23 protein-coding genes are annotated in these 26253 nt (G+C 71.5%); 13 read left to right on the top strand and 10 right to left on the bottom strand.

Annotation, left to right across the window (positions count from 1 at the left end; all coding sequences use genetic code 11):
- Positions 1-14: 14 nt before the first annotated feature.
- Positions 15-1676 carry a cell wall-binding repeat-containing protein gene (locus tag AC2W7E_RS11205; protein ID WP_485989111.1) on the bottom strand — a complete coding sequence of 554 codons (1662 nt, stop codon included), beginning with the start codon at positions 1674-1676 and terminating at the stop codon, positions 15-17.
- On the opposite strand from AC2W7E_RS11205, the gene AC2W7E_RS11200 reads away from it, so the two are divergent.
- Genes AC2W7E_RS11200 through AC2W7E_RS11175 form a run of 6 tightly spaced genes read left to right on the top strand, consistent with a single transcriptional unit; the run spans position 1651 to position 7782 of the window.
- Complete coding sequence (locus AC2W7E_RS11200) at positions 1651-2880, top strand: glycosyltransferase (protein WP_485989110.1); 1230 nt, start codon at positions 1651-1653, stop codon at positions 2878-2880. The genes AC2W7E_RS11205 and AC2W7E_RS11200 overlap by 26 nt on opposite strands.
- 2 nt (positions 2881-2882) lie before the next feature.
- Positions 2883-3686 carry an acyltransferase gene (locus AC2W7E_RS11195; protein ID WP_485989129.1) on the top strand — a complete coding sequence of 268 codons (804 nt, stop codon included), beginning with the start codon at positions 2883-2885 and terminating at the stop codon, positions 3684-3686.
- A gap of 51 nt (positions 3687-3737) precedes the next feature.
- Positions 3738-5033 carry a nucleotide sugar dehydrogenase gene (locus tag AC2W7E_RS11190; protein ID WP_485989109.1) on the top strand — a complete coding sequence of 432 codons (1296 nt, stop codon included), beginning with the start codon at positions 3738-3740 and terminating at the stop codon, positions 5031-5033.
- A 49-nt stretch (positions 5034-5082) separates the two neighbouring features.
- Entirely contained in the window at positions 5083-6219 is a 1137-nt protein-coding gene (gene glf, locus AC2W7E_RS11185) for a UDP-galactopyranose mutase (protein WP_485989108.1), read from the top strand.
- A 10-nt stretch (positions 6220-6229) separates the two neighbouring features.
- Complete coding sequence (locus AC2W7E_RS11180; RefSeq protein WP_485989107.1) at positions 6230-7048, top strand: ABC transporter permease; 819 nt, start codon at positions 6230-6232, stop codon at positions 7046-7048.
- Positions 7048-7782, top strand: coding sequence for an ABC transporter ATP-binding protein (locus tag AC2W7E_RS11175; protein WP_210677111.1), 735 nt, complete (start codon positions 7048-7050; stop codon positions 7780-7782). Before AC2W7E_RS11180 ends, AC2W7E_RS11175 begins: the two co-directional genes overlap by 1 nt.
- 28 nt (positions 7783-7810) lie before the next feature.
- Here AC2W7E_RS11175 and AC2W7E_RS11170 read toward each other — a convergent pair whose 3' ends face one another.
- The 3 genes from AC2W7E_RS11170 to AC2W7E_RS11160 are packed head-to-tail and all read right to left on the bottom strand — an operon-like array spanning position 7811 to position 11282.
- Complete coding sequence (locus AC2W7E_RS11170; RefSeq protein WP_485989106.1) at positions 7811-8410, bottom strand: hypothetical protein; 600 nt, start codon at positions 8408-8410, stop codon at positions 7811-7813.
- Positions 8411-8412: 2 nt separating this feature from the next.
- On the bottom strand, positions 8413-9375 hold the full coding sequence (locus AC2W7E_RS11165) for a glycosyltransferase (RefSeq protein WP_485989105.1): 963 nt from the start codon (positions 9373-9375) through the stop codon (positions 8413-8415).
- Positions 9372-11282: a glycosyltransferase gene (locus AC2W7E_RS11160; protein WP_485989104.1), complete on the bottom strand. Its 1911-nt coding sequence runs from the start codon at positions 11280-11282 to the stop codon at positions 9372-9374. Before AC2W7E_RS11160 ends, AC2W7E_RS11165 begins: the two co-directional genes overlap by 4 nt.
- Before the next feature lie 146 nt (positions 11283-11428).
- Between AC2W7E_RS11160 and galE the strand changes: the two genes are divergently transcribed.
- Entirely contained in the window at positions 11429-12418 is a 990-nt protein-coding gene (galE, locus tag AC2W7E_RS11155) for a UDP-glucose 4-epimerase GalE (protein ID WP_485989103.1), read from the top strand.
- A gap of 10 nt (positions 12419-12428) precedes the next feature.
- On the opposite strand, the gene AC2W7E_RS11150 is transcribed toward galE, so the two are convergent.
- Positions 12429-13727 (bottom strand): O-antigen ligase family protein, encoded by a 1299-nt coding sequence (locus AC2W7E_RS11150; RefSeq protein ID WP_231729425.1) that lies wholly within the window; start codon positions 13725-13727, stop codon positions 12429-12431.
- Positions 13724-15139, bottom strand: a complete 1416-nt coding sequence (locus tag AC2W7E_RS11145) for an O-antigen ligase family protein (RefSeq protein ID WP_338565784.1) — start codon at positions 15137-15139, stop codon at positions 13724-13726. The genes AC2W7E_RS11150 and AC2W7E_RS11145 overlap by 4 nt, the downstream gene beginning before the upstream one ends.
- A gap of 68 nt (positions 15140-15207) precedes the next feature.
- Here AC2W7E_RS11145 and manA point away from each other — a divergent pair, with 68 nt between their 5' ends.
- From manA to AC2W7E_RS11125, 4 genes are all read left to right on the top strand, one after another.
- Positions 15208-16335 carry a mannose-6-phosphate isomerase, class I gene (gene manA / locus AC2W7E_RS11140; protein WP_249521540.1) on the top strand — a complete coding sequence of 376 codons (1128 nt, stop codon included), beginning with the start codon at positions 15208-15210 and terminating at the stop codon, positions 16333-16335.
- 154 nt (positions 16336-16489) lie between these two features.
- On the top strand, positions 16490-16807 hold the full coding sequence (locus AC2W7E_RS11135) for a WhiB family transcriptional regulator (RefSeq protein ID WP_025103032.1): 318 nt from the start codon (positions 16490-16492) through the stop codon (positions 16805-16807).
- Between the two features lie 82 nt (positions 16808-16889).
- Positions 16890-19946: a glycosyltransferase gene (locus AC2W7E_RS11130; protein WP_485989102.1), complete on the top strand. Its 3057-nt coding sequence runs from the start codon at positions 16890-16892 to the stop codon at positions 19944-19946.
- Complete coding sequence (locus AC2W7E_RS11125) at positions 19943-21325, top strand: DUF5719 family protein (protein WP_085607147.1); 1383 nt, start codon at positions 19943-19945, stop codon at positions 21323-21325. Before AC2W7E_RS11130 ends, AC2W7E_RS11125 begins: the two co-directional genes overlap by 4 nt.
- Positions 21326-21343: 18 nt before the next feature.
- Here AC2W7E_RS11125 and AC2W7E_RS11120 read toward each other — a convergent pair whose 3' ends face one another.
- Positions 21344-21769 (bottom strand): hypothetical protein, encoded by a 426-nt coding sequence (locus AC2W7E_RS11120; RefSeq protein WP_249521541.1) that lies wholly within the window; start codon positions 21767-21769, stop codon positions 21344-21346.
- A 77-nt stretch (positions 21770-21846) separates the two neighbouring features.
- Between AC2W7E_RS11120 and AC2W7E_RS11115 the strand changes: the two genes are divergently transcribed.
- Entirely contained in the window at positions 21847-22053 is a 207-nt protein-coding gene (locus AC2W7E_RS11115; protein WP_025103036.1) for a DUF3499 family protein, read from the top strand.
- 43 nt (positions 22054-22096) lie between these two features.
- Here the strand turns inward: AC2W7E_RS11115 and AC2W7E_RS11110 are convergent, their stop codons facing one another.
- Positions 22097-22906: an RDD family protein gene (locus AC2W7E_RS11110; RefSeq protein ID WP_025103037.1), complete on the bottom strand. Its 810-nt coding sequence runs from the start codon at positions 22904-22906 to the stop codon at positions 22097-22099.
- Positions 22907-22922: 16 nt separating this feature from the next.
- Between AC2W7E_RS11110 and AC2W7E_RS11105 the strand changes: the two genes are divergently transcribed.
- Entirely contained in the window at positions 22923-23915 is a 993-nt protein-coding gene (locus tag AC2W7E_RS11105) for a stage II sporulation protein M (protein WP_025103038.1), read from the top strand.
- Between the two features lie 18 nt (positions 23916-23933).
- Here the strand turns inward: AC2W7E_RS11105 and AC2W7E_RS11100 are convergent, their stop codons facing one another.
- Both AC2W7E_RS11100 and AC2W7E_RS11095 read right to left on the bottom strand, forming a co-directional pair.
- Positions 23934-25241, bottom strand: a complete 1308-nt coding sequence (locus AC2W7E_RS11100) for a DUF58 domain-containing protein (protein WP_025103039.1) — start codon at positions 25239-25241, stop codon at positions 23934-23936.
- Positions 25242-26165 (bottom strand): AAA family ATPase, encoded by a 924-nt coding sequence (locus AC2W7E_RS11095; RefSeq protein ID WP_231729611.1) that lies wholly within the window; start codon positions 26163-26165, stop codon positions 25242-25244.
- Between the last annotated feature and the right edge of the window lie 88 nt (positions 26166-26253).

The raw sequence follows: 26253 nt of genomic DNA, 5'->3' as shown, positions 1-26253 counted from the left end.
ACGCCGCCGCTTCCTCAGACCTTCGATGCGCGATAGCCGGCCGCGCGCGCGGCGGCTTCGGTGCGGAAGCAGTCCTCCGGGTCCGTCTTCGCATAGTCGCGTCCGGAGGGAAGATGGTAGATCCACTCGCCCCGGCTGTTCCGGTTGCCCTTGATCGGCGCCCAGGAAGGACATGTGGACACCGTCGCCGGGGCCGTGCGGTCCGGGTAGGGGACGCGCGGCGTCGCTGCCGCGGCTCGCGCGACGGTGGTGTAGCCGGGCTGGCTGCCGGTCACGCGCACCGAGAGGGTCTTGTTGACGTAGGACGTGGTGACCGAGAGCGTCGGCCCGGTCGCTCCGCTGATCGCCACGCCGTTCGCGAGCCACTGATACGTGAAGACCGTACCCGGCGTCCAGGACCCCGGAGCGGCCTGCAGCGTGTACCCGACCCGCGCCGTTCCCGTGATCCAAGGGGTCGCGGAGGAGAGACAACCGGTTCCGGCCGCGGCCGTGGCGGTGACCGACGCCGTCCCGCCCAGGATGACCCGTGAGGTGATGCCCAGCGCGGCGGAACCGGTGCGCACGGATTCGGGCAGGCAGGCGGGCGCCGTCACATAGAGCGGAGCACCCAGGCGTCCGGCCAGGGCGGCCCCGGAGAGGGCATCGGGGAAGGTGATGCCCGTGGCGAAGAAGGCGGTCGCGGCGCCGGTGCCGAAGTAGGCGGCATTGATCCCGGCCGCGACGGCGTACCGATCGGCGCCTCCGAAGCGTCGGACGCTGTACCCTTCGGCGCGGAACTGGTTCTCGATTCCCGTCGAGACGGACGCGGGTCCGCCGGCGATGGAGACGACGCTGGTGCCCAGATCGCGTAGCAGGGCGAGGGTGGCCGGCGGCAGCGTCGCCCTGGTCCCGTCCACGAGGATGACCGGGGCGCCGACCTTGCCGGCGGCGCCGGATGCGGCGAGGGCGTCCGCGAAGGTGCGTCCCGTCGCGATCATGACTTCGCTGGAGGGTCCGATGCCCTCGAAGGCGGCGCGACTGATGTTCCGGCTTGCGTCGTACCGGTCCGTACCGCCGCGCCGTGTCGTCGGGGCGATTCCGGCGAGCTGCGCCTCGACCCCGGACGCCACCGATCCCGGGCCGCCGACGACGACGATGCGCTCGGGGCGCAGACGCTGCAGCTCGGCCCGCACGGACGGATGCAGCTGATTCGTGGGTGTGAGCAGCAGGGGTCCGCCCTCGAGCGCGGCGGCCGCGGCGGCGGAGAGGGCGTCCGGGAAGTCGGAGCCCTTCGCCACGTACGCCACGGGAACCCCGGGTTCGTACCGGCGCGAGATCTCCACGGAGACTCCGTAGCGATCCGCGGCGCTGAGTCGCGTGACGCCATCGGGGAACGGTGTGATGACGGGGGCGGCGGCCGGGGCGCTCTGCGCGGCTGGCAGGGCCTCCGCGCCGTGGGGCGACGCGATGCTCGCGGCGGGGAAGAGGAGGGTGAGCCCCACGGCCACGGCGGTGGCGAGTGGGACGAGGGCGGTCTTCGACATGACGCTCCAGCGCGTGATGAGAGGGGGACGACGCGCGGCAGCGGAGCCCGGCCGAGGGCGCTCGGCTGCGCCCAGCATACGATGGATCGCGGCGGCGCTCCGCGCCGCCGTCCCGCGAAGGAAGGCGATGATGACGCGACTGCTGCTGTTCACGAACGAGTACCCCTACCGCACGGGCGACGTCGTGTTCGTGGAGAAGGAGATTCGCGACCTCGCAGCCGCTTTCGACGACGTGGTCGTCTTCTGTCACGCGCGCGACACGTCCGCCGGGATGGTGGATCTGCCGGCGAACGTGACGTTCGGATCGAATCTCTTCCTGCCGGCACCGGAGGACAGCCCGCGAGCGATCCTCCGGCCCCACGCCCTGAGGATGCTCCTGGCCGCAGCCTGGCGAGAGCTCCGCGCCGGGCGACTGCGGCAGCACGCCCTGCCGTTCCTCCTGGGCGCGCGCATCGGGCTCACCCAGGCGCATCGTCGGGCGGTCCGCGCGGCGATCGACGAGGCGGAGGACGTGGTGGCGTACGCCTTCTGGGGCATGGGTGGGGGACAGGCGCTTCCGTGGCTCCGCGGGGTGCGTCGTCGCGTCGCCCGGGTGCACGGGTACGACCTGTATGAGGAGCGCGCCGCCTCCGGGTACCTTCCCGCGCGCCCCTTCTACTACGGCAGAGCAGACCGCATCCTCACGATCTCGGAGCACGGCCGCGCATACCTCCTCGATCGTCTTCCTGCGCTCGACCGTGCCGACACGGTGCGGCTCAGCCGGCTGGGAGTGGCCGGCCCCGCGGCTCTCGTGCGCCCTGTGCGGGGCGAGGGACTCGTCGTGGTCTCGTGCTCGACCATCAGCGCCCTCAAGAGGGTGCCCTTGATCCTCGATGCGGTCGCCGCGTTCGCACGTGCGGACGGCCGCCCGATCGAATGGGTGCACTTCGGAGACGGGCCCGAGCACGAGGCGGTCGCCGCGCGAGCGGCCGACCTTCCGGAGAACCTCACCGTGACACTGCGCGGGAGCACGCCGAACTCCGACATCCTCGCGTTCTACGGCGCGCGGCGCGTGGACGTGTTCGTGAATCTCAGCACGACCGAAGGAGTCCCGGTCAGCATCATGGAGGCGATATCCTACGACATCCCCGTCGTCGCGACCCGCGTCGGCGGTACGCCGGAGATCGTGGGGGAGGAGCATGGTACCGGTCGGCTCGTCGCCGCGGACCCCGGCGCGGAAGAGGTGGCCGGTGCGCTCGCCGCCGTGGTCGACGCGGCGGAAGGCGAGTTCTCGCCGCGGGCACGGTGGGAGGCGGAGTTCGATGTGCGAGTGACGGGTCCGCGTGCTGCCGCCCTCGTCGCCGGGCGCGACGCGTGACGATGCCGCAGCGAGGCGACGTCGCCCCGGCGTCGGACGGTGTGGCGGCTCCGGCCCGTCGGTGGGCTCTGGACGTCCTCCGGATCGTGTCGGTCATCGGTGTCGTGGCGATCCATGTCTTCGGGAACATGGTGGGCAACGACGCCGTCCGTGGCAGCGGTCGGTGGTGGGGAGGGGTCATCGTCGACCTCGGCTTCGTCTGGGTGGTGCCCGTCTTCGTGATGATCAGCGGCGCGCTGATCCTCGAACCGCGCCAGTTCGCCAAGGGTCCTGCGGACTTCTACCGCCGACGCCTGCTCAGGCTCGGGCCCGCATTCGTCTTCTGGCCCCTGTTCTACGTGTTCGTCGTGAGCAGCGTCATGGCGGGTCAGCTCGCGGACGTGAAGGGCTTCCTGCTCGGGGTCATCGACGGCCGCAGCTACACGCATCTGTACTTCCTCTGGCTGATCGTGGGACTGTACGTCGTCGCACCGGTGCTCGCCGCGTTCCTCCGTGACGGCGGTCGGCGCCGCGCGCTGATCTTCGCCGGATCTGCGCTCCTCGTCACCGTCGGCGCACTGATGTCGGCGACCGTGCTGACCGCCGCGGGATACGAGCGCTCGCTGTCGCAGAGCGCCATGACGCAGTGGCTGCCCTACGTGGGGTTCTTCCTCGCCGGGTGGGCCTTGCGCGACACGGTTCTCCGCGGATGGCGCCTCGCAGCCGTGACGCGGTCGCCGTCGCTGGGACGGGCGCCGTCATCCTGCAGTACGGGTGGCAGGATCGTCTTCCTGTCGTCAACGCGCTGCGGCGGATTCCCTGGGTGAACCGGCTGGTGTGACGATCGACGCGCCCGAGACGGCCATAGACTAGAACCCATGCGCATTGCTGTCGTCGCCCTCGGCAAGATCGGGCTTCCCCTCGCCGTCCAGTTCGCGTCGTCCGGTCATGAGGTGATCGGCGTCGACGTCAACCAGACGGCCGTCGATACGATCAACGCCGGGATCGAGCCGTTCCCCGGTGAGGCGGAACTGCAGGAGAGACTGTCCGAGCTGGTCCCCGCCGGTCGGCTGCGCGCGACCACGGACTACGCCGAGGCGATCCCGGGTGCGGATGCGGTCGTCCTGGTGGCGCCGGTCTTCGTGGACGATGACACGTGGGAGCCGGACTTCCAGTACATGGACTCCGCGACGAGGTCGCTCGCCGAACACCTCACCCCCGGCACGCTGATCTCCTACGAGACGACGCTGCCCGTGGGCACGACCAGGGAGCGCTTCACGCCGATGCTCGAGGAGGGGTCGGGCCTCACGGAGGGTACGGACTTCCACGTGGCCTACTCGCCGGAGCGCGTGCTCACCGGGCGGGTCTTCGCCGACCTGCGCAAGTACCCGAAGCTCATCGGCGCGCTGTCCGACGAGGGGAACCGTCGCGCCCGCGAGTTCTATGAGGCGGTCCTGCAGTTCGACGAGCGTCCCGATCTCCCTCGCCCGAACGGCGTGTGGGACCTCGGCACGACGGAGGCGTCGGAGATGGCGAAGCTCGCCGAGACCACGTACCGCGACGTGAACATCGGCCTGGCCAACCAGTTCGGGCTGTTCGCCGCTGCACACGGGATCGATGTCTACAAGGTGATCGAGGCCTGCAACTCGCAGCCCTACAGTCACATCCACCGCCCGGGCATCGCCGTCGGCGGGCACTGCATCCCGGTCTATCCGCGGCTGTACCTGTCGACGGATCCGGATGCGGACATCGTCCGGGTGGCGCGCCAGCTCAACGCCTCCATGCCCGAGCGTCTGGTCGCGCAGGCCGAGGGCATCCTGGGCGACCTCACCGGTCTGCGAGCCGTCGTCCTCGGTGCGGCCTACCGCGGCGGTGTCAAGGAGACGGCCTTCTCCGGCGTCTTCCCGACGGTGAAGGCGCTCCAGGACCGCGGCGCGCAGGTCGTGGTGCACGATCCGCTGTACAGCGACGAGGAGCTCGCTCGCCTCGGCTTCGACGCATACGCGATCGGCGGCGAGGCGGATCTCGTGATCCTGCAGACCGATCACGCCGACTATCGCGAGCTCACCCCGGCAGACCTGCCGGGGGTGCGTCTGCTCGTCGATGGCCGCAACGCCACGGATGCGGCTCGCTGGGCGGGTACCCCCCGGATCGTGGTGGGCGCGGCAGCCTGACCGGCCCGGCGAGCCGACCTCCCAGGCGCGCCCCGATACGATGGAGCACATGGATCTTCTCGTCGTCGGGTCGGGTTTCTTCGGCCTCACCATCGCCGAGCGTGCCGCGGAAGCGGGCCGCACGGTGACCGTCATCGACCGCCGCTCCCACATCGGCGGCAACGCCTACAGCGAGGCGGAGCCCGAGACCGGAATCGAGGTGCACCGGTACGGCGCGCACCTGTTCCACACGTCGAACGCGACGGTGTGGGAGTACGTCAACCGCTTCACGTCGTTCACGAACTACGTGCACCGCGTGTACACGACCCACAAGGGTGTCGTGTTCCCGATGCCGGTGAACCTCGGCACGATCAACCAGTTCTTCCAGGCCGCCTACACGCCGGACCAGGCCCGTGCGCTCGTCAGGGAGCAGGCGGGCGAGTTCGACGTGAAGTCCGCGACGAACTTCGAGGAGAAGGGCATCGCGCTCGTCGGGCGCCCGCTGTTCGAGGCGTTCTTCCGCGACTACACCGCGAAGCAGTGGCAGACCGACCCGCAGAAGCTCTCCGGTGACATCATCAGCCGGCTCCCGGTGCGATACACCTACGACAACCGCTACTTCAACGACACGTGGGAGGGTCTGCCCACCGACGGCTACACCGCGTGGCTCGAGCGCATGGCCGACCACCCCAACATCGACGTGAAGCTGGACGTCGACTACTTCGACGAGTCCCAGCCGCTGAACAAGAAGGCCACCGTCGGCCAGGTCCCGGTGGTCTACACCGGTCCCGTCGACCGCTACTTCGACTATGCCGAGGGCGCGCTGAGCTGGCGGACGCTGGACTTCGAGCAGGAGGTGCTGGACGTCCGTGACTTCCAGGGCACCAGTGTCATGAACTACCCGGACATGGACGTGCCGTACACGCGCATCCACGAGTTCAAGCACTTCCACCCGGAGCGCAAGGACGTCTACGAGTCCAACAGGACCGTCATCATGCGGGAGTTCTCCCGCTTCGCCGAGCGCGCCGACGAGCCCTACTACCCGGTGAACACCCCGGCCGACCGCGAGGGCCTGCTGGCCTACCGTGAGCTCGCGAAGGGGGAGAAGGACGTGCACTTCGGCGGACGCCTGGGCACGTACCAGTACCTCGACATGCACATGGCCATCGGGTCGGCGCTGTCGCTCTGGAACAACACTCTCTCCTAGACTCGGAATCGTGAGTCACGCTGCTGTCGGGGCGCCCGGGACGCCCCGGCGCTATCTGCATTCGCTGTGGCTGCTGTCGGCCCGCGACCTCAAGGTCCGGTATGCGACGAGCTTCCTCGGCTACGTGTGGTCTGTTCTCGACCCGCTGGTGATGAGCGCGATCTACTGGTTCGTGTTCACCCAGGTGTTCCGTCGCGACGTGGGGGAGCAGCCGTACATCATCTTCCTCATCAGCGCGCTGCTGCCGTGGGTGTGGTTCAACAGCTCCGTGTCGGACTTCACGCGGGCGTTCAAGAAGGACGCCCGTCTCGTCCGCTCGACATCCATCCCGCGCTCCATCTGGGTGAACCGCATCGTGCTCAGCAAGGGCATGGAGTTCCTGTTCTCACTGCCGGTGCTGGTGCTGTTCATCGTGGTCAACGTCCTGTTCGAGAGCCATCCCGACCAGGTGGTGCAGATCGGCTGGGGCGTGCTCTGGGTGCCGGTGGCGATCCTCATGCAGACGGTGCTGCTCGTCGGCCTCGGCCTGCTGGTCGCGCCGCTGTGCGTGCTCTACACGGACCTCGAGCGCACCACGGCGCTCATCCTCCGGGCGATGTTCTACGCCACCCCGATCATCTACAACGTCACGGACCTGCCCGGTGTCTTCCAGACCCTCGGCGCCTTCAATCCGCTCGCCGGGATCTTCATGCTGTATCGCATGCCGTTCTTCCCGGACCAGTGGAACCCGTTCACGCTCACGGTCAGCGCCGTGATGTGCCTGCTCATCCTCGCGCTCGGCGTCTGGGCGTTCCGGCGTCTCGAGCGCCCCGTGTTGAAGGAGCTGTGATGGACGCCGCGATCGACGTGCAGGGCCTCGGTGTGCGCTTCCGCCGCAACCGTCGCGGGCAGCGCAGCTTCAAGGACCTCTTCGCCGGGGCGTCCCGGCGCTCGCGTCCCGGGGAGTTCTGGGCACTCCGCGACGTCTCCTTCACCGTGCAGCCGGGCGAGTCGATCGGCGTGGTCGGACGGAACGGTCAGGGCAAGTCGACGCTGCTCCGCCTCGTGGCCGGTGTGCTGCTGCCCGATGAGGGCTCCGTCAGCGTCAACGGCGGCGTCGCTCCGCTCATCGAGATCACCGGCGGCTTCGTCGGCGATCTCACCGTGCGCGAGAACGTCCGGCTCACCGCCGGTCTGCACGGGATGTCCAAGGACGAGGTGAGTCGCCGGTACGACGACATCATCGCCTTCGCCGAGCTCGCCGGGTTCGAGGAGACGCCCTACAAGCACCTCTCCAACGGCATGAAGGTGCGCCTCGCGTTCTCGGTGGTGTCGCAGCTCGACGAGCCGATCCTGCTCGTCGACGAGGTCCTCGCGGTGGGGGACAAGGCGTTCCGGGAGAAGTGCTACAAGCGCATCGACGAGCTGCTCTCGGACGGCCGCACCCTGTTCTTCGTCAGTCACAACGAACGCGATCTCCGTCGCTTCTGCGAGCGGGGGCTCTACCTCGATCGCGGCGCGCTGGCGCTCGACGCACCGATCGGCGAGGTCCTCGACCGGTACAACGCGGACTACTCCGCCTGAGGGTCGTGCGGCCTCGGCCCCTGCGTGGTCAGAGTCCGACGAGGCCCTTCAGCTGGGCGGTGGCGGTGCGGGCGGCGTCCACGCCTCCCGCGACGGCGGTGCCGTTCTCGATCGCGGTACGCAGCGCCGAGAGGCGCTGGGTGTACGTCTCGACCCCGGAGCGCCAGGCCTCCTGGATCGAGGAGGGCGGCAACGCGTCCCCCAGCCGTTGCGCATCCTGCTGGAGCGAGTCGACCACGGGCAGGGCATCCTGCCCGCTCGCGCCGGCGATGATGTCGAGGCCCCGGTCCGCGGAGGTGAGCCACCCGGACACCTTGTCGCGGAACACGTCCATCGTCGGGTCGCCCACCGGTGGCGCCGTCGTGATCGGGGTCGGGGCCGGCGAGGCGGATTCCGTCGGTGCGGTGGTTGGTGTGGGCGCGGGCGTCTCCGACGGGCTGGCGGTCGGGGACGGCGAGGCGCTCTCACCCGGCGTGGGGCCGCTGTCGCGCGGAAGGAGGAAGAACAGCAGCACGCCGACGATCGCCAGCCCCGCGACGGCCAGGCCGACGATGAGCCAGATGCGGCCGGTGCGCTTCGGCGCGGCGGGAAGCGGGGCCCACCGGAGTTCGGGCTGCGGTTCGTCCATCGTCACGCCTCCAGCGGGCTCATCGGCTCCCAGGAGCGGTCGCGACCGATGCGACCGCCGTCCCGGAGACCGCGGAAGAGGTTGCTCGTCCCGCGCACGGTGCGCTCGACGAACACGAGCCGGATCAGCTCCTTGAAGAACGTCGCGGTCGTCCCGAGTCCGAACAGGACCGGGTTGTAGACGCCGTGCACGCGGTAGTACTGCTTGATGAACGCCCGGTTGCGCATGATGTAGTACCGGTACGCGTTGCTCGACGCGTTCATATGCCGGATCCCCATGTCCCACTGCCGGATCTCGCGGGTGCGACGCAGGACGAACTCGTCCACGATCACGGCGGTGGTCAGGCGCGAGGCCAGCCAGCCGTACATCTGGTCGTCCCAGTAGATGAAGAAGCGGGGGTCGGGGAGGCCGATCTGCTTCACGATCGAGCGGTGGATGAACATGCCCTCGAAGCAGCCGCTGTTCATCTCCTTGTAGCCGGAGGAGCCGAAGCCGGCCGGTGCGAAGGGGATCGGGATGCCCATGCGCTCCGCGATGCGGTACTGCCAGTAGAACTCGCTGCCGTCGTAGTCGTAGCGGCGTCCCTGGATGCTCTTGAAGCGGGGCGCCCATGCCCCCATCCGGGCGAGACCGTCGGGGAGGACCTCGACGTCGTCGTCCATCATCCAGATCCATTCGGAGCCGAGGTCGTACGCGGTGCGCATGCCCTCGCTGAATCCGCCGGAACCGCCGGTGTTGACATCCAGGCGCCGGTAGACGAGGTCCGTGCCGATGTCGTCGCGGAAGGACTCCACGACATCCGTGGTGTCGTCCGACGAGGCGTTATCGATGACGACGACACGGCCCGGCTTCGGGTCCATCGCGGTGATGCTCGTGAGCAGCCCGGACAGCAGGTGCGACCGGTTGAAGGTCACGATGACGATCGCCGTGCTCGCGGGATCGAACGCGGACGTCTCGGCGGTCATGCCTTCTCCTCGAAGATCTGCTGCCAGGCAGCGGGCGAGACCAGCTCCGGCAGCGCCTCCCGGTACTGTCGCTGCAGCTCCGGCCACCGCCGTCGCAGCTCGGCGTGCAGACGGACCGTCTCGCGGAGCATCCGGCGGTACTTGGCGCGGTCGCGGGTGTAGACGTTCTTCCCGGAGCCGTCGGCGGCGCTCACGAGTGTGCTGTCGAAGTGCGGGACGCGCCACCAGTGCGCGTCGCCCTTCCCGAACTCCACCTCGGGCTGCGCGATGTTCGCGGGATCAGGGCGGTGGAACCAGTGTGAGACGAGGGTCTTCAGCGTGAAGATCCTCAGCTGCAGGCCCGTCGGACTGTCGAACTCGTTCTTCGGCAGACGTTTGAACACCTGCCGACCGCGGCGGGAGTGCAGGACCCGCGCCGGGTCGCGGTGGACGACGGTCTCCGGGTACTCGGCGGCCAATGCGCGTGCCGCGGGCATCGCGGTCGCGAGGTTCCGGCGCATGTGGTCGGGACCCGACAGCACATCCCGCAGGGCGCGTGCCCGGAGGGCCACCGGGTAATACTGCATCATCATGAGGTGCTTCAGGTCGACTCGGCGACTGTGCACGATCAGGCGCCCGCCATGCGGCACGTTCGAGTGCAGGAGACCGGCGACGATGCGGTTGCGAGCGTGGAAGTAGGCCTGCCAGTCGATCGAGTCGTCCTTGTTCACCCACGAGACATGCCACAGCGCGACGCCCGGCATCGAGACCGTGGGGAAGCCCGCCTCGCCGGCGCGGAGGCAGAACTCTGCATCGTCCCACTTGATGAAGGCCGGCAGGGAGAGCCCGACCTTCCGGACCGCGTCGAGCGGGATGAGGCACATCCACCAGCCGTTGTAATCGGAGTCCATCCGCATGTGCAGCAGCGGGGACTGCCGGAGGTTCGAGACCCCGAAATCGTGGGGCATCTTCTCCTGGTAGAGGTTCCGCCACATGAACGGCCCCTCGTCGACGACCTCGGCCCAGCCGTGGAGCTTCGGGCGGTCGAGGAGGTCGAACATGTGCCCGCCGACGAGGACGGGCGTGGTCGCGAACTGTCCGAAGACGATCGAGCGGCGCAGCGACTCCGGCTCGATGCGGACATCGTCGTCGAGGAGCTGGACGAAGTCGCTCTCGGGCCGCTGCAGGGATTCGTGCATGGCGCGGGCGAAGCCGCCCGATCCGCCGAGGTTGCCCTGACGGATGACCTGGAGGGTCTCGCCCAGGCGCTCGGCGACCTCGGCGTAACCGTCCTGGTCAGCGACGAGCTGCGTGCCCTGGTCGACGAGGAAGATGCGGTCGACGAACTCCAGCGCATCAGGAGAGGAGGCGAGTGCCCTCAGGGTCTCGACGCAGTAGTCGGGCTTGTTGTATGTCGTGATGCCGAGGGAGGCCTTCCCGGTGCGGGTGGGAGCCTGCTCGGTGGTCCACTCCGCGCCTTCGAGCACCGCCGGCTTCTCGTCCGCGACGATGTCGAACCAGATCCACCCGCCGTCGCTGTACTGGGTGAGGTCGAGGTCGAACGAGGTCGTGGCCTCGCCGGTCACCTCGCGGGTGGCCACGCGCTGGCGCACACCGCCGCCGTTGGAGCGGTAGACGAGGATGGTCGCCGGCCCCGTGGTCCGTACGGTGAGCTGCACCTCGCGGACGCTCGTCCAGTGCTGCCAGTACGACGCGGGGAACGCGTTGAAATAGGTGCCGAGGGAGACGCGCCGACCGGCCACGATCCGGGCGCGGTGCCGTCCCAGGATGTTGCCGAGATGCGCGCGGCTGGAGACCCGGACCGGTTCCTCCTCGATCACCGACCACGTTTCCGGATCCGCGTACAGCGGGAGCAGATCGGGGTCGCGATCGAGCGGGAAGACGACGTTCTGAAGGACGTGGGCCACAGGGAGGTTCTCCGTTGTTGATGCCGCGGCCGCTGCCGGAGGGCAGCGCGGGACTCGACGAGCAGTGAGTAGCCTACCGGTGGTCGCCTTCGGATCTGCGGAGAGCCGATCCCCTGCGCTCGGCGTGGCTGGCTAGACTGACCGCGATGAAGGTACTGATCACCGGCGGGGCCGGCTACATCGGATCGACCGTGGCGACGGCGTGCATCGAGGCCGGGATCCAGGTCGTGGTGCTCGACAATCTGTCCACCGGGCTGGCGGCTTTCGGCGAGGGACGCAACCTCTACGTCGGCGACATCGCCGACGCCGCCGTCCTCGATCGGCTGCTGGCGGACCACCCCGACATCGATGCCGTCGTGCACTGCGCCGCCCGTATCGTCGTGCCGGAGTCCGTCGCCGATCCGCTCGGCTACTACGACAGCAACGTCGGCAAGACGATCACGCTCCTCCGCCGCCTCCGGGACGCCGGGATCGGGCGCATCGTGTTCAGCTCCTCCGCCTCGATCTACGCGGGGGAGACGGGGGACGGGGTCGACGAGAGCGGGCGGCTCGCCCCCTCCAGCCCCTATGCGACCACCAAGGCGATGGTCGAGCAGATCCTCGCCGACGCCGCAGCGGCCGGCGACTTCCGCGCCATCGCGCTCCGCTACTTCAACCCGATCGGCGCCGACCCGCAGCTGCGGACCGGACTGCAGAACCCGACTCCGTCGCACGCGCTCGGCAAGATCATGCAGGCGCGGGCGGCGGGGGAGCCGTTCACGATCACCGGCACCGACTGGGCAACCCGCGACGGATCGGGCCTGCGGGACTACATCCACGTCTGGGACCTCGCGCTCGCGCACGTCGCGGCGGTGACCCGGTTCGACGATGTCGCGACGCCGGAGCAGCCGTATCAGGTGATCAACCTCGGCACCGGCGACGGGGTCACCGTCCGTGAGCTCGTGCAGGCGTTCGAGCGGGTGACCGGCGCCCCGCTGCCGGTCGTCGAGACCGAGCGGCGGCCGGGGGACCAGGCCGGCGCCTTCGCGGTCGTGGATCGCGCGCGCGACGTGCTGGGCTGGCGCGCGGAGCGCTCCGTCGACGACGGCGTGCGCGACGCGCTGGCCTGGGCCGAGAAGCTCCCGACGGTCCGCTGAGCCCGACGCCTCACTCCTGCGGGCGCAGCGTCGGGATGGCGCCCGTATGGGCGGCGTCGATGTTCTCCCGCCACGACCGGGACTGTCCGGCCCGCAGGGCGCACAGCACGAGCATGAACCAGCCTGCGTCCACGAGCGTGAAGCTCTCGAACATCGAGTCGACCGCCAGGGTCACCAGCGTGATCGGCGTCCACGCGTAGACGACCGAGCGGCGCACGCTCGCGACCAGCCACGAGCGGATCAGCGCGATGCCGCCGAGCAGGAGGAAGAGCACCAGACCCGCGGCGCCGAGCTGCAGCAGCACGTCGAAGAACGCGTTCAGCGCGCTCTGGTGGCGGTCGTCGAGCTGGAAGTTGATGAACGTGAACGGGTATTCTCCACGCGCCCAGTCGCCGAACCACCCCCACCCGGTGATCGGCTTGACCGCGACGAAGTCCAGGATCATGTTCCACAGCTCTGCGCGCATGGAGAAGTCCGAGCCGGCGTCGAGGAGGGCGATGATCTGGTGGCGCAACGCGAACGCCACCGTGAGGGCGAGCGCGACGAGCACCCCCAGGGCCCACTGCACGACGTTGCGACGCGCCGGCGGGGTGTGGCGGACGATGGTGAGGGCGACCGTGACCACCCCGACCGCGCCGGCGAGCACCAGCACGGTGGGCGACGCGGACAGGAACGCGAGGCCGCCGGCGAGGGCGACAGAGCCGACGGCGAGGGGCGGGTCGACCGACTGCGTGCGCCATTCGATCACGAACGTGATGAGGGCGAGCACGGCGATGAAGCCGAGCATGTTGCGACTGCCGAACAGGCCCTGGATGGGTCCGCCGGCCGCGAGGTTGCCCTGGATGCCGAGGAACGCGAAGGGGAGGTCGAGGAGGATCCCGGACAGGATCTCGACCCCGAGCGAGATGCCGAGGAGCACGCGGAGGGTGTCGCCCAGCGCCCGCACGGTCTGCAGGGTGTCGCGGACGTGCCCGATGGTGATGGCGAGGAAGGCGTAGCCGAAGAGCGACAGCCAGCCCAGGATCGTGTCGGAGCGGTCGGTCGTCCACAGCAGGCTCACGAGCGCCCACGCCAGGAACGCCAGCAGCGAGGACGGCGCGATCCGCAGCGCGGACAGCTCCTCCCGCCGCACCCACAGGATCGCCGCGCCGAGCAGGCAGAGCGCGGTGATGACGGTGGCGAGCGTGACCGCCGACGTCATCCGCTCGATCGCGAACGAGCCGAACACCGCCAGCAGCGCCGCGAGCGTGAACGCCCTGGCCATCTCCGCCGAGCCGAGGAGGCGGGCGAGGCGATGCCCCGTCGTCACGGCACCCGCCGCGGCGTCGCGCCGCGCTCGAAGACGAGGTCCCGTTCGCCGACGCCGACCAGCGGCACCGACTTGAGCTTGAAGGACAGGAGCACCAGGAGCAGCCAGCCCCACAGCATGATCGGGGTGGACTCCGTGAGCCCCTGCACCAGCAGCACGACGGTGAACAGGCTGGGCAGCAGCGTCAGCGGAGAGTAGGGGCGATGCGCGTCGAGATCCCATCGCGGCCGGTCGACGGCGAAGAACCAGGAGCGCCAGAGCAGGCTGCCGTACGCGACGGCCATCAGCACGAGGCCGACGATGCCGAGCTGCAGCAGCACGTCCAACCACATGTTGTGGGCGTGGAAGACGGTGATGCCGTGGTCGACGATCCAGCCGTCGAATGCCGGGTCGGTGGGCACCCAGGGGCTCGAGAACCCGTTGCCGATCACGGGGTGCTCCGCGACGCGCTCCAGGACCTTCTCCCAGATCTTGCTCGACCGGCCGGTCAGATCCGCGCTGCGGCCGAGCAGGCCGAGCAGCGGTTCGCGCAGCAGCCAGAGCACGAGGGCGCCCACGGCGGTCGACCCGATCGCGATGACGTAGATCCGGGTGCGCGCGCCCGGTGAGGCGGCGCGCCGCATGAGCAGGCCGACGAGGAGCACGACGGCGGTGGCCCCGGCGCACGCGAGGGCGGTGGCCGACGCCGTGCGGAACAGGAAGTACGCGGCCAGCAGCATCCACAGCGCGAGCGTCGTGCGCCAGCGCGACCTCGCCGCGAACAGCACGCCGAAGGTGATGAGGGCGAAGAGCGACACGATGCCGAGCAGGTTCGCGTTGCCGAGGATGCCCTGGATGCGCCCTCCGTCGAAGAGGTTGTCGCGGACCCAGTACCACTGCGGGTCGATCTTTCCCGGCGGGAGGTCGACGAAGTTCGGCAGCAGCGGGCCGTGCAGGACGAGCGAGACCCAGAGCTCGAGGGCGAGGGACAGCCCCAGGATCCACTTGAACGCGGAGGACAGCGCGCGGACGATCTCGTGCCACGTGAGCACGTGCGCGATGAAGAGGCCGTTCACGGTGACCGCGGCGAACAGGACGCCCGTCGCCACGGTCGGCACACGCCACTGCGACCAGACGACGGAGAGGAGGGCGAGGGCCGCGTAGCCGAGGGCCGCCCACGGCAGCCGGCGCCAGCGGAACGGCTGCGGACGGTTCCGGGCGAGCATCGGGATCCCGATCGCCAGCGTGGCCGCTGTGAAGAGCGCGAGCGTGATCGCCGCGCCGACCTCTCCCAGCAGGTTGTAGACCGCGGAGTGGGCGAACGCCACGAAGAGGACGGCGATGACATACCCGCGCAGCAGGAGGTGCCCCGTGGATTCGCGCTCGGGCGCGGTGGGCGGGGCGGCCACCGGGTGCTTGGTGTACTGGGCCATCGCGACTCAGGCTACCTCGACGGGCCCGGATCCGACCCGTCCGTCGCCCCGGGCTCTACGCTGGGGGCATGCTGCGCAGCCTCACGAACGTGCCCCGCGACTACGCCTGGGGGTCGCCGTCGCTCCTCGCCGAACTCGAAGGGCGCGTGCCGTCCGGGGCGCCGGAGGCCGAGGTGTGGTTCGGCGACCACCCGGGCGACCCCGCCGACCTCGACGGCGGAGGGACGCTGGACGAGGTGACGGGTGGCACGCTGCCCTACCTGCTGAAGCTGCTCGCGGCCGCGCGGCCGCTGTCGATCCAGGTGCACCCGACGAAGGAGCAGGCGAGGGCCGGCTGGGCGCGGGAGAGCGCCCTGCCGCTCGACGACCCGCGACGCAACTACCGCGACGACAACCACAAGCCGGAGCTCCTCGTCGCCCTCAGCGAGCGCTTCGAATCGCTCAGCGGTCTGCGTCCGGTCGCCGACACCCTGCGTCTCCTCGACGCCCTCGACGACGTCCCGGGGGTCCGGTCCCTGCGCGAGCGGCTCACGGGCGCGGCGGACCCGCTCGGAGACGCGATCGGGTGGCTGCTCGGGGGAGAGGCGCAGGCCGCGGTGGACGAGGTCATCGCCGCCGTCCGCCGTGCCGCGGACGGACCCGCGGGTCAGGAGCACCCGTCGCTGCGCGCCGTCGCCGCCATCGCCGAGACCTCGCCCGGAGATCCGGGGGTCGTGGTCGCTCTGCTCATGAACCATCTCGTGCTGCGTCGCGGCGAGGGCGTCTTCCTGCGGGCGGGCCTGCTGCACGCGTACCTCTCCGGTCTCGGCGTGGAGATCATGGCGGCCAGCGACAACGTGCTCCGCGGCGGCCTGACGCCCAAGCGCATCGACGTGCCGGAGCTGCTCGCGATCCTGGACACCACGCCCGGCGAGGTGCCGGTGCTGCGGCCGGAGGGCGACGAGGCCGTGACGACGTACTCCGTGCCGGTGCCGGACTTCGCCCTCCGCCGGGTGCGCCTCGACGGTGAGCCGATCGCCGTGGAGGTGGACGGCCCGACGATGGTGCTGGCCACCGGCGGTGCGGTCCGCGTGGCCACGGAGTCGGGAGCGGACATCGCGCTCCGGGTCGGTGCGGTCGCCTTCGCCGATGCCGAGGAGCGCCGCCTGACGCTCTCGGGCACGGGGGAGGCCTTCGTGGCCACCCCCGGGCACTGATCCGCGCGGGCGCGACACGCCGAGAGACGTCCATGAACCTTCAAGAATCGCTTGAGGGTTTACGATCCGCGACTTGACCGGAGCGAATGACACGGGTGTAATTAGGTGAGCACGGCCCGCCAGGGGGGCGGTTTTTGAAGGGTTGGAGGTCGAGATGACGGGATACCGTTCCGATGTGCCGGAGAACTGGTTCGTCGATCCGGTCAACCTCGGTGTCCCCGGGGTCCGCCGGTCCGACCCGGACGACGACAACGCCCTCGCGTGGCAGAGCGACGCCCTGTGCTCGCAGACCGACCCCGAGGCCTTCTTCCCGGAGAAGGGCGGCTCCACGCGCGACGCCAAGCGCATCTGCACCTCGTGCGACGTGCGCGGCGAGTGCCTCGAGTACGCGCTGGCCAACGACGAGCGCTTCGGCATCTGGGGCGGCCTCTCCGAGCGCGAGCGTCGCAAGCTCAAGCGCCGCGCCAGCTGACGCCTCTCCGCCGCGCGGCTTCGTGGGCGCGCCGGGAGCGGTGCGCTACCCGGCGTGACAGCGCGCATAGGCTGACCACGTCATGCCAGCCCGAGTTCATGCCCTCATCGTCGCGCGCCCCGGCCCCTCCGCACGCGCCCAGCTCCTCCGCACGCTCGACGCCGTGCGCGCCCAGACCGTCCCGCCCGCGGCCGTCACGCTGATCATGTGCGGCGACGCCGCCACCGCTCGGGAGAGCGAAGCGGTCGCCGCCATGGTCGAGGGCATCATCGAGGCGCGGCCCTCGACGTCCTTCGCCGAGGCCATCGACCTGGCGCGCCCCCGCATCCTCGACGGCTCCGCGATCTGGATCCTCGCGCAGGACACCGCGCCGCACCCGCGCGCCCTGGAGCGCCTCACCGGCATGCTGGAGCGCTCGCCGTCCGCCGCGATCGTCGCGCCGAAGCTCGTCGCCACCGACAACGACCGCGAGATCGTGTCCCTGGGTGTGAGCATGACCACCTTCGGCCGCGCGGTGGAGCTCGCGGCGGGGGAGCTGGATCAGGGCCAGCACGATCGGATGGACGACGCTCTCGGCGCCGACATCCGCGGCCTGCTCATCCGCGGCGAGGTGCGCGAGGCCCTGCGCCCCGACCCCGCCCTGGCCGGCGCGGACGAGGGTCTCGATCTCGGCGTGCGCGCTCGGCTCGGAGGCGGTCGGGTCGTGCTCGCCCCGGCGGCGCGGGTCTCCGCCGCTCCGGACGGTCCGGCGGCACTGCCGACAGGACGATCCCGCCGTGCCTTCGTCACCCGTCTCGCGCAACTGCATCGGCGTCTCGCTTACGCCCCGGCGGCCGCAGTCCCCCTGCACTGGCTGACCTTCCTGCCCCTCGCGCTCTGGCGCTCCCTCGCCCATCTCGTCGGCAAGCGGCCGGAGGCGGTGTTCCCGGAGTGGGGAGCCGCCCTCACCGCCATGCTCCGGTTCGGGGCCGTCGCCCGATCGCGGGCTCGGATCCGGTCCTTCCGCTCCTCCACCTGGGCGAGCATCGCCCCGCTGCGGGTCACGCCGTCGCAGTTGCGACGCCGGCTCGACGACGGGCACGGCAGCGAGCACGGAGCCGTCAGCGAGCTCCGCTTCTTCTCCGGCGGCGGGGCGTGGGCGGTCCTGGCCGCTCTCGTGGTGAGCATCGCCTCCTTCACCAGCCTCCTCGCCTGGCCGGCGCTGGGCGGGGGCGGCCTGCTTCCGCTGCGGGAGACGGTCGGCGCGCTGTGGCGGGACGCGGCCTGGGGGATGCGCGGGGTCGGTCTCGACGTCGTCGGCCCCGCCGATCCGTTCGCCGCCGTCGTCGCCCTGCTCGGCTCGCTGTGGCCCGGTGCGCCCTCCTTCGCGGTGGTCCTGCTGTGGATCCTCGCGCTTCCCCTCGCCGTCCTCGGCGGGTGGTTCGCCGCCACCCGGGTCACCGATCGTGCCGGTCTGCGCATCTTCGCCGGTATCGCGTGGGCCCTCGCGCCGACCTTCCTCACCGCGCTCGTCGACGGCCGACCGGCCGCGGTCCTCGTGCATCTGCTGCTGCCGTGGCTGTTCCACTCCGCGGTCGTCGCACACCGCTCCTGGGGCGCCGCCGGCAGCGCGTCCCTGCTCCTCGCAGCCGTCGTGGCGTGCGCACCGGTGCTCGCGCCGGCGCTCGCCGTGCTGTGGGTCGTGGCGCTCGGGATCGTGCTCGGCACCGCGCAGTTCCGCGGCGCCGGCCGCCTCCTCTGGCTGCCCCTGCCCACGGCTGCCCTGTTTGCGCCGCTGATCTTCTGGCAGCTCGCCCACGGCACCCCCCTGGGCCTGTTCGCGGACCCCGGGCTGACCTGGCTCGGGCCGCAGGCCGCGGCCGATGCCGCCGGGCGTCTCGCCCTCGCCACCGGGTTCCCGACCGAGGATCTCGCCGGCTGGGCGACGGTCGTCCCCGGCACCTGGGCGGCACTGCTGTGCGCTCCGCTCGCGCTGCTCGCCCTCGGGTCCGCCGTGTCCCCGCGGTGGCGCGCCGGCATCACTCTCCTGGTCGTCGCCCTGACCGGCCTGGCGACCGCGTTCCTCGCCGTGGGCGTCAGCGTCGCCTTCACGCAGGGCACCGCCGTCCCGATCTGGCCGGGCACCGGATTGAGCCTCGCGTGGATCGGCGTGGTCGGCGCCGCGACGGTCACCCTGGACACGGCCTTCCCGCTGCCTCGGCTCCGCGTCGCCGCGACGGGTGTGGCGGCTCTCGCACTCGTCGCCTGCGCCGTACCTGCCCTCACCGCGCTCCACACCGATCGATCCGCGCTGACCAACGGTCCCGAATCGACGCTTCCGGCGTACGTGCGCGCACAGGCGGCCGGAGACCAGCCCGTCGCGACCCTCATCCTCACGCCGCAGAACGACGGCGGGCTCGCCGTCGAGGTCGTCCACGGCGCCAGTGAGACCCTGGGCGCACAGACGACGATGCTCTCGACCGCGGTCGAGCCCCAGGGCGACGACGTCTCCACCCTCGCGGTGGACCTCATCTCGGCCCGCGACTTCGACGCGCCCTCGGAACTGCTCGACCGGGGGATCAGCTACGTGCTCCTCGCGGCGGTGGACGATGAGGGGGATCGGGCCCGGTCGCTGCGGACCGCGTCCGTGGCGGCCATCGACCAGCGCGCCGGTCTCATGCAGGCCGGGTCCACCGACCGCGGCGTCCTGTGGCGTCTCGAGGGGGAGCCCGCCGCGCCCGCCGAGCTGAGCGGGAGCGCGGAGGGCACGGCGCGCCTCGTCGTGACCGTCCAGCTGCTGGTCGTCCTCGCCGCCCTGCTGCTGTCCATCCCGACCCGTGCGTCGCGGCGCGCCGCGCGGGCGCGGTCCCGCATCGTCGGCCGAGCGCCCGAGGAGCCGCTGGTGCTCCCGCGGCACGCCGAGGATCGCGAGCCGGAGACCGTGGACGAGCCCCCGGTGGGTGCCGTGGAGGACCCGCAGGACGAACCGGCTCTCCGCGACGAGGCCCTTGCCCCGATCGCGGACGCCGAACCAGGGGACGACGGCGCGGATCCGCCGCAGGCGGCGGATGAGGACGACACCACGGGTGCTCCCGACGCGCACGGCGGCCCGGTCGCCGCACGCCAGGACGACGCCCGCACGGCGGAGGAGGACCGATGACCGGCACGCGCGCATTCCGAGTCGTCGCCACGAGCGCGCGCCTCGCCACCGGCGTCGTGGTCGCGGCGGCGTGCGTCGTCGGGGTGGTCGCGGCGGTGCACGCCCCGTGGCCCACCGTGACCCATGAGCCCGCACAGGAACAGGTGACGCCGCTTCCCGGGGACAGCGTCCTGCTGTGCTCCGGCGACTTCCGCGCCCTCGGTCGGAACACGGCGGCGCCGCTGGAGATGCGCGCCGCGGGCACGCCACGGGTGACCGCGGGAGGCACGTCGGGTGCACCGACGTCGTCCGGGCTCGCCGCCCCTGACCTCGTGGACGGCGACGACGTCCCCGTGCTCACCGGCGCGGTGGAGGGCCGGTCGGCGCCGCTGATCGCCGGAGCGGAGTCGGTGAGGCTCGCCGCCGACGACCTCGCGGGCCTCGCGGCCTCGCCCTGCGGCGTGCCGCGCCTGGAGTCGTGGTTGATCGGCGGGTCCGTCGGCACCGGTGCGGAGGACGTCGTCCTGCTCGCGAACGCCTCCGATGTCGCGGCGACCGTGACGCTCGCCGTCTACGGGACCGCTCGGGGCGGCCGCACGGTGATCGTGCCGCCGCGCACGCAGACCGCCCTTCCGCTGACCTCCGTCGCGGCGGGCAACGACGTGCCCGTCGTCAAGGTCAGCGCCGTCGGAGCCCCCGTGCGTGCTGTGCTGCAGTCCGCCCTGATGCGGGTGCTCGACCCCGTGGGCGCGGACCAGCAGGAGGCGGTCGCCGGCCCGCAGCAGCACCTCGTCCTCCCGGGGGTGCAGGCCTTCGAGACCGAGGGCGACCAGGGCGACATGACCGTTCTCCGCCTGCTCGCCCCCGGAGCGGACGCCACGGCGCGCGTGCGGGTCACGGGGCAGAGCGGTGCCGCCGGACTCGACGAGTTCGTCGTGCCGCTCACCGCGGACGAGCCGACGCAGGTGTCGCTGAGCGGACTGGAGCCCGGGACCTACACCGTGGAGATCGATGCGGACGCACCGGTCGTCGCCGGAGTCCGGCAGCAGGACGGCTTCGGGGCGGACTCCGACTTCGCCTGGGTGACGCCCGCACCGCAGATCGACACCGAGGTGGCCTTCGCGGTCCCCGCGGGGCCGAGCCCGAAGCTGCAGCTGGCCAACCCCGCGGACGAGGAGGTCACGGTCACCCTCCGCACGATCGAGGGAGACGCTCCGCAGGAGATCACCGTTCCGGCCGGCGGCACCCGCGCGGTCGAGGTCCGCGCCGATCGGTCCTACCTGCTCCAGCCGGCGGGGCCGGTGCACGCGGCGGTGACGCTGACGGGAGCCGGGGCGCTGGCGGTCCTGCCGGTCCCCGCGCCCGCCGGGGTGGAGAGCTCGATCACCGTCTATCCCTGAGCAGGGCGGGCGGCGCGTTCAGTGATCGTGCCCCAGGTCCCACGGCTCGCGGCCGACGTATTCGGCCGCGGCACGGAAGACGGCGCTCTCGATCGCCAGCCGGCGATGGGTGGCGTCGTCGTGGCCGGGGGGAAGGAGGCGCTCGATCGGGATGCGGAAGAGCACGATCCTCCGCCGGTCCCGGTCCAGGTGCCAGCGGGGCACCTCGCCGTCGGCCTCGGCGCTCGGCAGCGCACCGATCTCGAAGCGGACGTCCTGGAGCTCCGGCCACGTGCCGCGGAGGAACTCGACGGCGGTCCCGACGGTGAGGTCGAAGCGGTCGATGCGCCCGTCCAGCGGGGCGAGCGGGGGCTTCACGACCTCGCTGCGGCCGAGCCGTCCGTGCCGGCCGTGTCGCGCGCCGCGACGGACACCGGAGACGGAGGCGGATCGACGACGGGGCATGCCGAAAGTCTAGGCGCTGCGTACCCGCCCGGCGCGGCACCGCCGCCCGCGCGGCCGGGAGCCGTACGCTGACGGTGATGGACGGACGACTGTGCTCGAAGGTCGGCTGCGCGCGCGAGGCCGTGGCCACCCTCACATATGACTACGGCGACCAGATGGCCGCGCTCGGCCCGCTCGGCGCGGCCAACGACCCGCAGGCGCACGATCTGTGCGCCCCGCATGCCGATCGGCTGTCGGTTCCCGCGGGCTGGCTGGTCGTGCGCCACGAGGCGCTCCGCGCCTGACCGAAGACCGCCGCTCGAGGAGAACCACGGGTGCGGGCCGCCCTCAGACGCCCAGGCGCCGCCCGGTGAGCTTCTCCGCCCGACGGTCGGCGTTCTCCAGCGCCCGCCGCTCCCGCTCCCGCCGCAGCACGGTGACGCCGACCAGGACGAGCTCCGCGGGCGCGGCCGGCACGGGGGAGACGTACGGTGTCGCCTCGGCCAGCAGGTCGGCCGCCACGCGCTCGCGCGCCGCCGGGAGCATGCGCGGGGCGCTCACGAGGAACTGCGAGATGCGGCGGGCGAGGCGGTCGGGGAGACGGGCCACGTCGGCGACCTGCGCCCACCCCGCCAGCGCGGGAGGCAGGACGGGAGCCGGGGTGAACAGCTTCGGCGTGCGCACCCGCTGGCTGTAGGTGCCGGCGACGAGGTCGCCCAGCCGCTGGGATCGCGCCGTGAAGGCGCCGACCAGGACCGCGAGGCCGCCGAAGGTGAGGTAGATCTCCAACACACCGAGCAGGGCGCGGATGAACGCATGCCGGAACCCCGCCGCGCCGCCGTCCATCCGCACGATCCGCCCGCCGACCGCGAGCTTGCCGAGGCTTCGGCCCTTGAGGGCCACCTCCATCGTGATCGGCAGGACGACGAAGCTGACGACGAGGGAGGCCACGAGGGCGATGCGATCCGTGGCCGGGTCGAGCACGCCGATGTCGAGGAGCCAGAGGCGCAGGAAGATCGATCCGACGAAGACGGCGTAGCCCAGCAGCATGTCGATCACGGCCCCCGCCGCCCGGAGGAGGAACCCCACGGGCTGCACGTCGATCGCGACCGCCTCTCCGGAGAGCACCTCGTCGGAGACGTCGATCTGCGCGGACATGAGTACAGTAAATCAGGTGGATGCCGATGCCCTCGCCGATGCGCGCCGGTCCGAATGGGAGCGGTTGGACGCCCTGAGCCGGGCTCGTCTCGACGGCGCCGGCGTCGACGAGCTCATCGTGCGCTATCGCGCCGCCTCGGCCGACCTCGCGGAGCTGAAGACCTCCATCGGCGAGTCGCCGCAGGGCGCCTACCTCTCCACGATCCTCGTGCGCGCGCGACTCCGTCTCACCGGCGCCGCGGACAGCATCCTCACCCAGACGGCGCGCTTCTTCCGGCTGCAGCTGCCGGCGGCGCTGTACCGGCTGCGATGGACGACCCTCGTCATCGCTCTCGCCTTCGTGGCCGTCGCCGTCGGGACCGCCGCCTGGATCGCGAGCGATCCCGCCCTCGTCGCCACCCTCGGGCCGCCCGACGCCCTCCAGCAGTATGCCGACGAGAGCTTCACCGGGTACTACACGGAGAACCCCGCCGCGGTGTTCATGGGCATGGTCTGGACGAACAACGCCTGGATCGCGATGCAATGCGTGCTGTTCGGCGTGACCGGGATCTGGCCCGTCTACATGCTCGTGCAGAACGCCCTGGGCCTCGGCACGTCCGGGGCCGTGATGGCGATCCACGACAAGGCCGACCTCATGGTCCTCTACATCCTGCCGCACGGCATGCTGGAGATGACGTGCATCTTCGTCGCCGCGGCCGCCGGCCTGCACATGTTCTGGGCGTGGGTGGTGCCCGGCCCCCGCACGCGCGGTGAAGCGCTCGCCGCGGAGGGGAGGGCGCTGGCCACGGTCGCCCTCGGACTCGTGTTCGCGCTCTTCCTCTCCGGACTCGTGGAGGGCTTCGTCACCGGCTGGGCGCTGCCCTGGCCGGTCAAGATCGGCATCGGGGCGGCGGCGCTCGCGGTGTTCCTCATCTACATGCTCGTCGTCGGCCGCCGGGCGCACCTGCGGGGCGAGACCGGCGATCTGGTGGAGTACGAGTCGGGCACGCCACGGCTCGTCGCGGGCTGACGCCTCCGCGGACCGCGGTCAGAGCCGTCCCGCCGCCTTGAGCTCGAGGTAGCGGTCGGCGATCCGGGGCGGCAGATCCTCCGGGTCGGCGGCGATGGCCTCCCCGCCCGCCCGGCGGATCGCGTCCGCGACGTTCTCGGCGTCGCGAAGCGTGCGCTCGGCGGCGGCGGCGAGGTAGACCTCCTCGCGGGACCCCCGGGCACGGGCGAGCGCGGCGATGCCGTCATCGGTCACCGACCCGACGAGCACCGTGGTGGCCCGGGAGGCATCGGGGAAGGCCCCGAGGAAGCCCCGGGCGGACTCGGCCGCGTCCTGAGCGGTGAGCACGACGATGAGGGAGGGGCGGGTCGTCAGGGTGCGCACCGCCGCGAAGGCCGCGTGCCAGTCCGTGTCGACGAGACGGGCGTGCACCGGGGCCATGGCGTCGGTCAGCGCGGGCAGGAGCCCGGTGCCGTCCACGCCGGTGACCCGCGCCCGGGTGACACGGTCGTGCATGAGCAGGTGCACGTGATCACCGGCGCGGGAGGCGAGCGCGGAGAGCAGCAGGGCCGCCTCCAGCGCGGCGTCGAGTCTCGTGCCGTCGCCCACGCGTGCGGCCGCCGTCCGTCCGGTGTCGACGATGAGGACGACGTGCCGATCACGCTCCGGGCGCCAGGTGCGGAGCATCGTGGTGCCCGCGCGTGCCGTCGCCCGCCAGTCGATCGAGCGCACATCGTCGCCGCGCACGTACTCGCGCAGAGAGTCGAACTCCGTGCCCTGGCCGCGTACCTGGATGCTCGTGTTCCCGTCGAGCTCGCGCAGGCGCGCGAGCCGCGACGGCAGGTGCTTGCGCGAGGAGAACGCCGGCAGCACGCGGATCGCGCCGCGGACGGGGTGCCGCGCCTGGCGGCCGGCGAGGCCCAGCGGGCCGCGGGAGCGGAGCACGACGAAGGCGCTGACCAGCTCGCCGCGGCGTCGCGGACGGAGCGGGATGTCCACGCGCCGGCGCTCGCCAGGCGGGATGCGCAGGTGCTGTCGCGACTCCGGCGCGCCGGCGGTGGGCTGCCAGGCGTCGCGGAGGAGGACGTCGAGCAGTCGGGCCCCGCGGTTCTCCACCGCCACGCTGACCGGGATCTGCTCGCCGAGACGCGCACGCGCCGGGACGCGCCGGGTGACGGTCGCCGCGCGGGGGTCACCCGCGAAGACGAGATCGACCACGACGAGGAGCACGCAGAGCCCGATCCATCCGCCCAGCACGGCGTACGGCGGGTACCCCGCCAGTCCCGCGAGGACCAGCGGCACGATGCCGACGGCGAGGGCGACGGCGAGGCGGCCCGTGACGAACACCTAGATCGGCACCCGGGTCTGCTGGACCACCGACGTCAGCACGGCGTCGGCGGACACGCCCTCCATCTGGGCGTCGGGGCGGAGCTGCAGGCGATGCCGCCACACCGGGACGAGCATCGTCTGGACGTGGTCCGGGGTCACGGCAGTGGAGGCGTTGAGCCACGCCCATGCCTTCGCCGCGGCGAGCAGGCCGGTCGAGGCCCGGGGACTGGCGCCGAGCTCGACGGAGGGGGACTGCCGGGTCGCGCGGGCGAGGTCGACCACGTAGCCCAGGACATCGTCCGTCACGTCGACCCGCGCAGCCGCCTGCTGCGCGGCACGGATCTCGTCGGCGCCGATCACCGCCTCGACGCCGGTGAGCTCCCGCGGGGAGAAGCCCTGGGCGTGGCGTCGCAGCACGGACACCTCCGCGTCCCGCTCCGGCATGCCCACGACGAGCTTCATCAGGAAGCGGTCGAGCTGCGCCTCCGGCAGCGAGTACGTCCCCTCGTGCTCGATGGGGTTCTGCGTCGCCGCGACGAGGAAGGGATCGGGCAGCGCGCGGCTGACGCCGTCCGCGGAGACCTGGCGTTCCTCCATCGCCTCCAGGAGCGCCGCCTGGGTCTTGGGAGGCGTGCGGTTGATCTCGTCCGCGAGCAGGATGTGCGTGAACACCGGTCCGGCGCGGAAGTCGAACTCCCCGGTCCTGGCGTCGTACACGAGGGATCCCGTGACGTCGCCCGGCATCAGGTCGGGGGTGAACTGGACCCTCTTGGTGTCGAGCCCCAGAGCCCGCGCGAACGAGCGCACCACGAGGGTCTTCGCCACTCCGGGCACCCCCTCGAGCAGGACGTGGCCGCGGGCCAGGAGCGAGACGAGCAGGCCGGTGACCGTACCGGCCTGGCCGACCACCGCCTTGTCGACCTCGGTGCGGACGCGGTGCATGGCCTGGCGCAGCGCGGCGTCGTCGGCGGGACTGTTCTCGTCGGTCACGGGGTCTCCTCGGCTTCGGTCGGGAAAGGGATGCGGGGTG

This window comes from Microbacterium sp. CFSPD4_SD4 (assembly GCF_057364585.1).
This window is presented reverse-complemented; position numbering and strand designations above follow the sequence as displayed.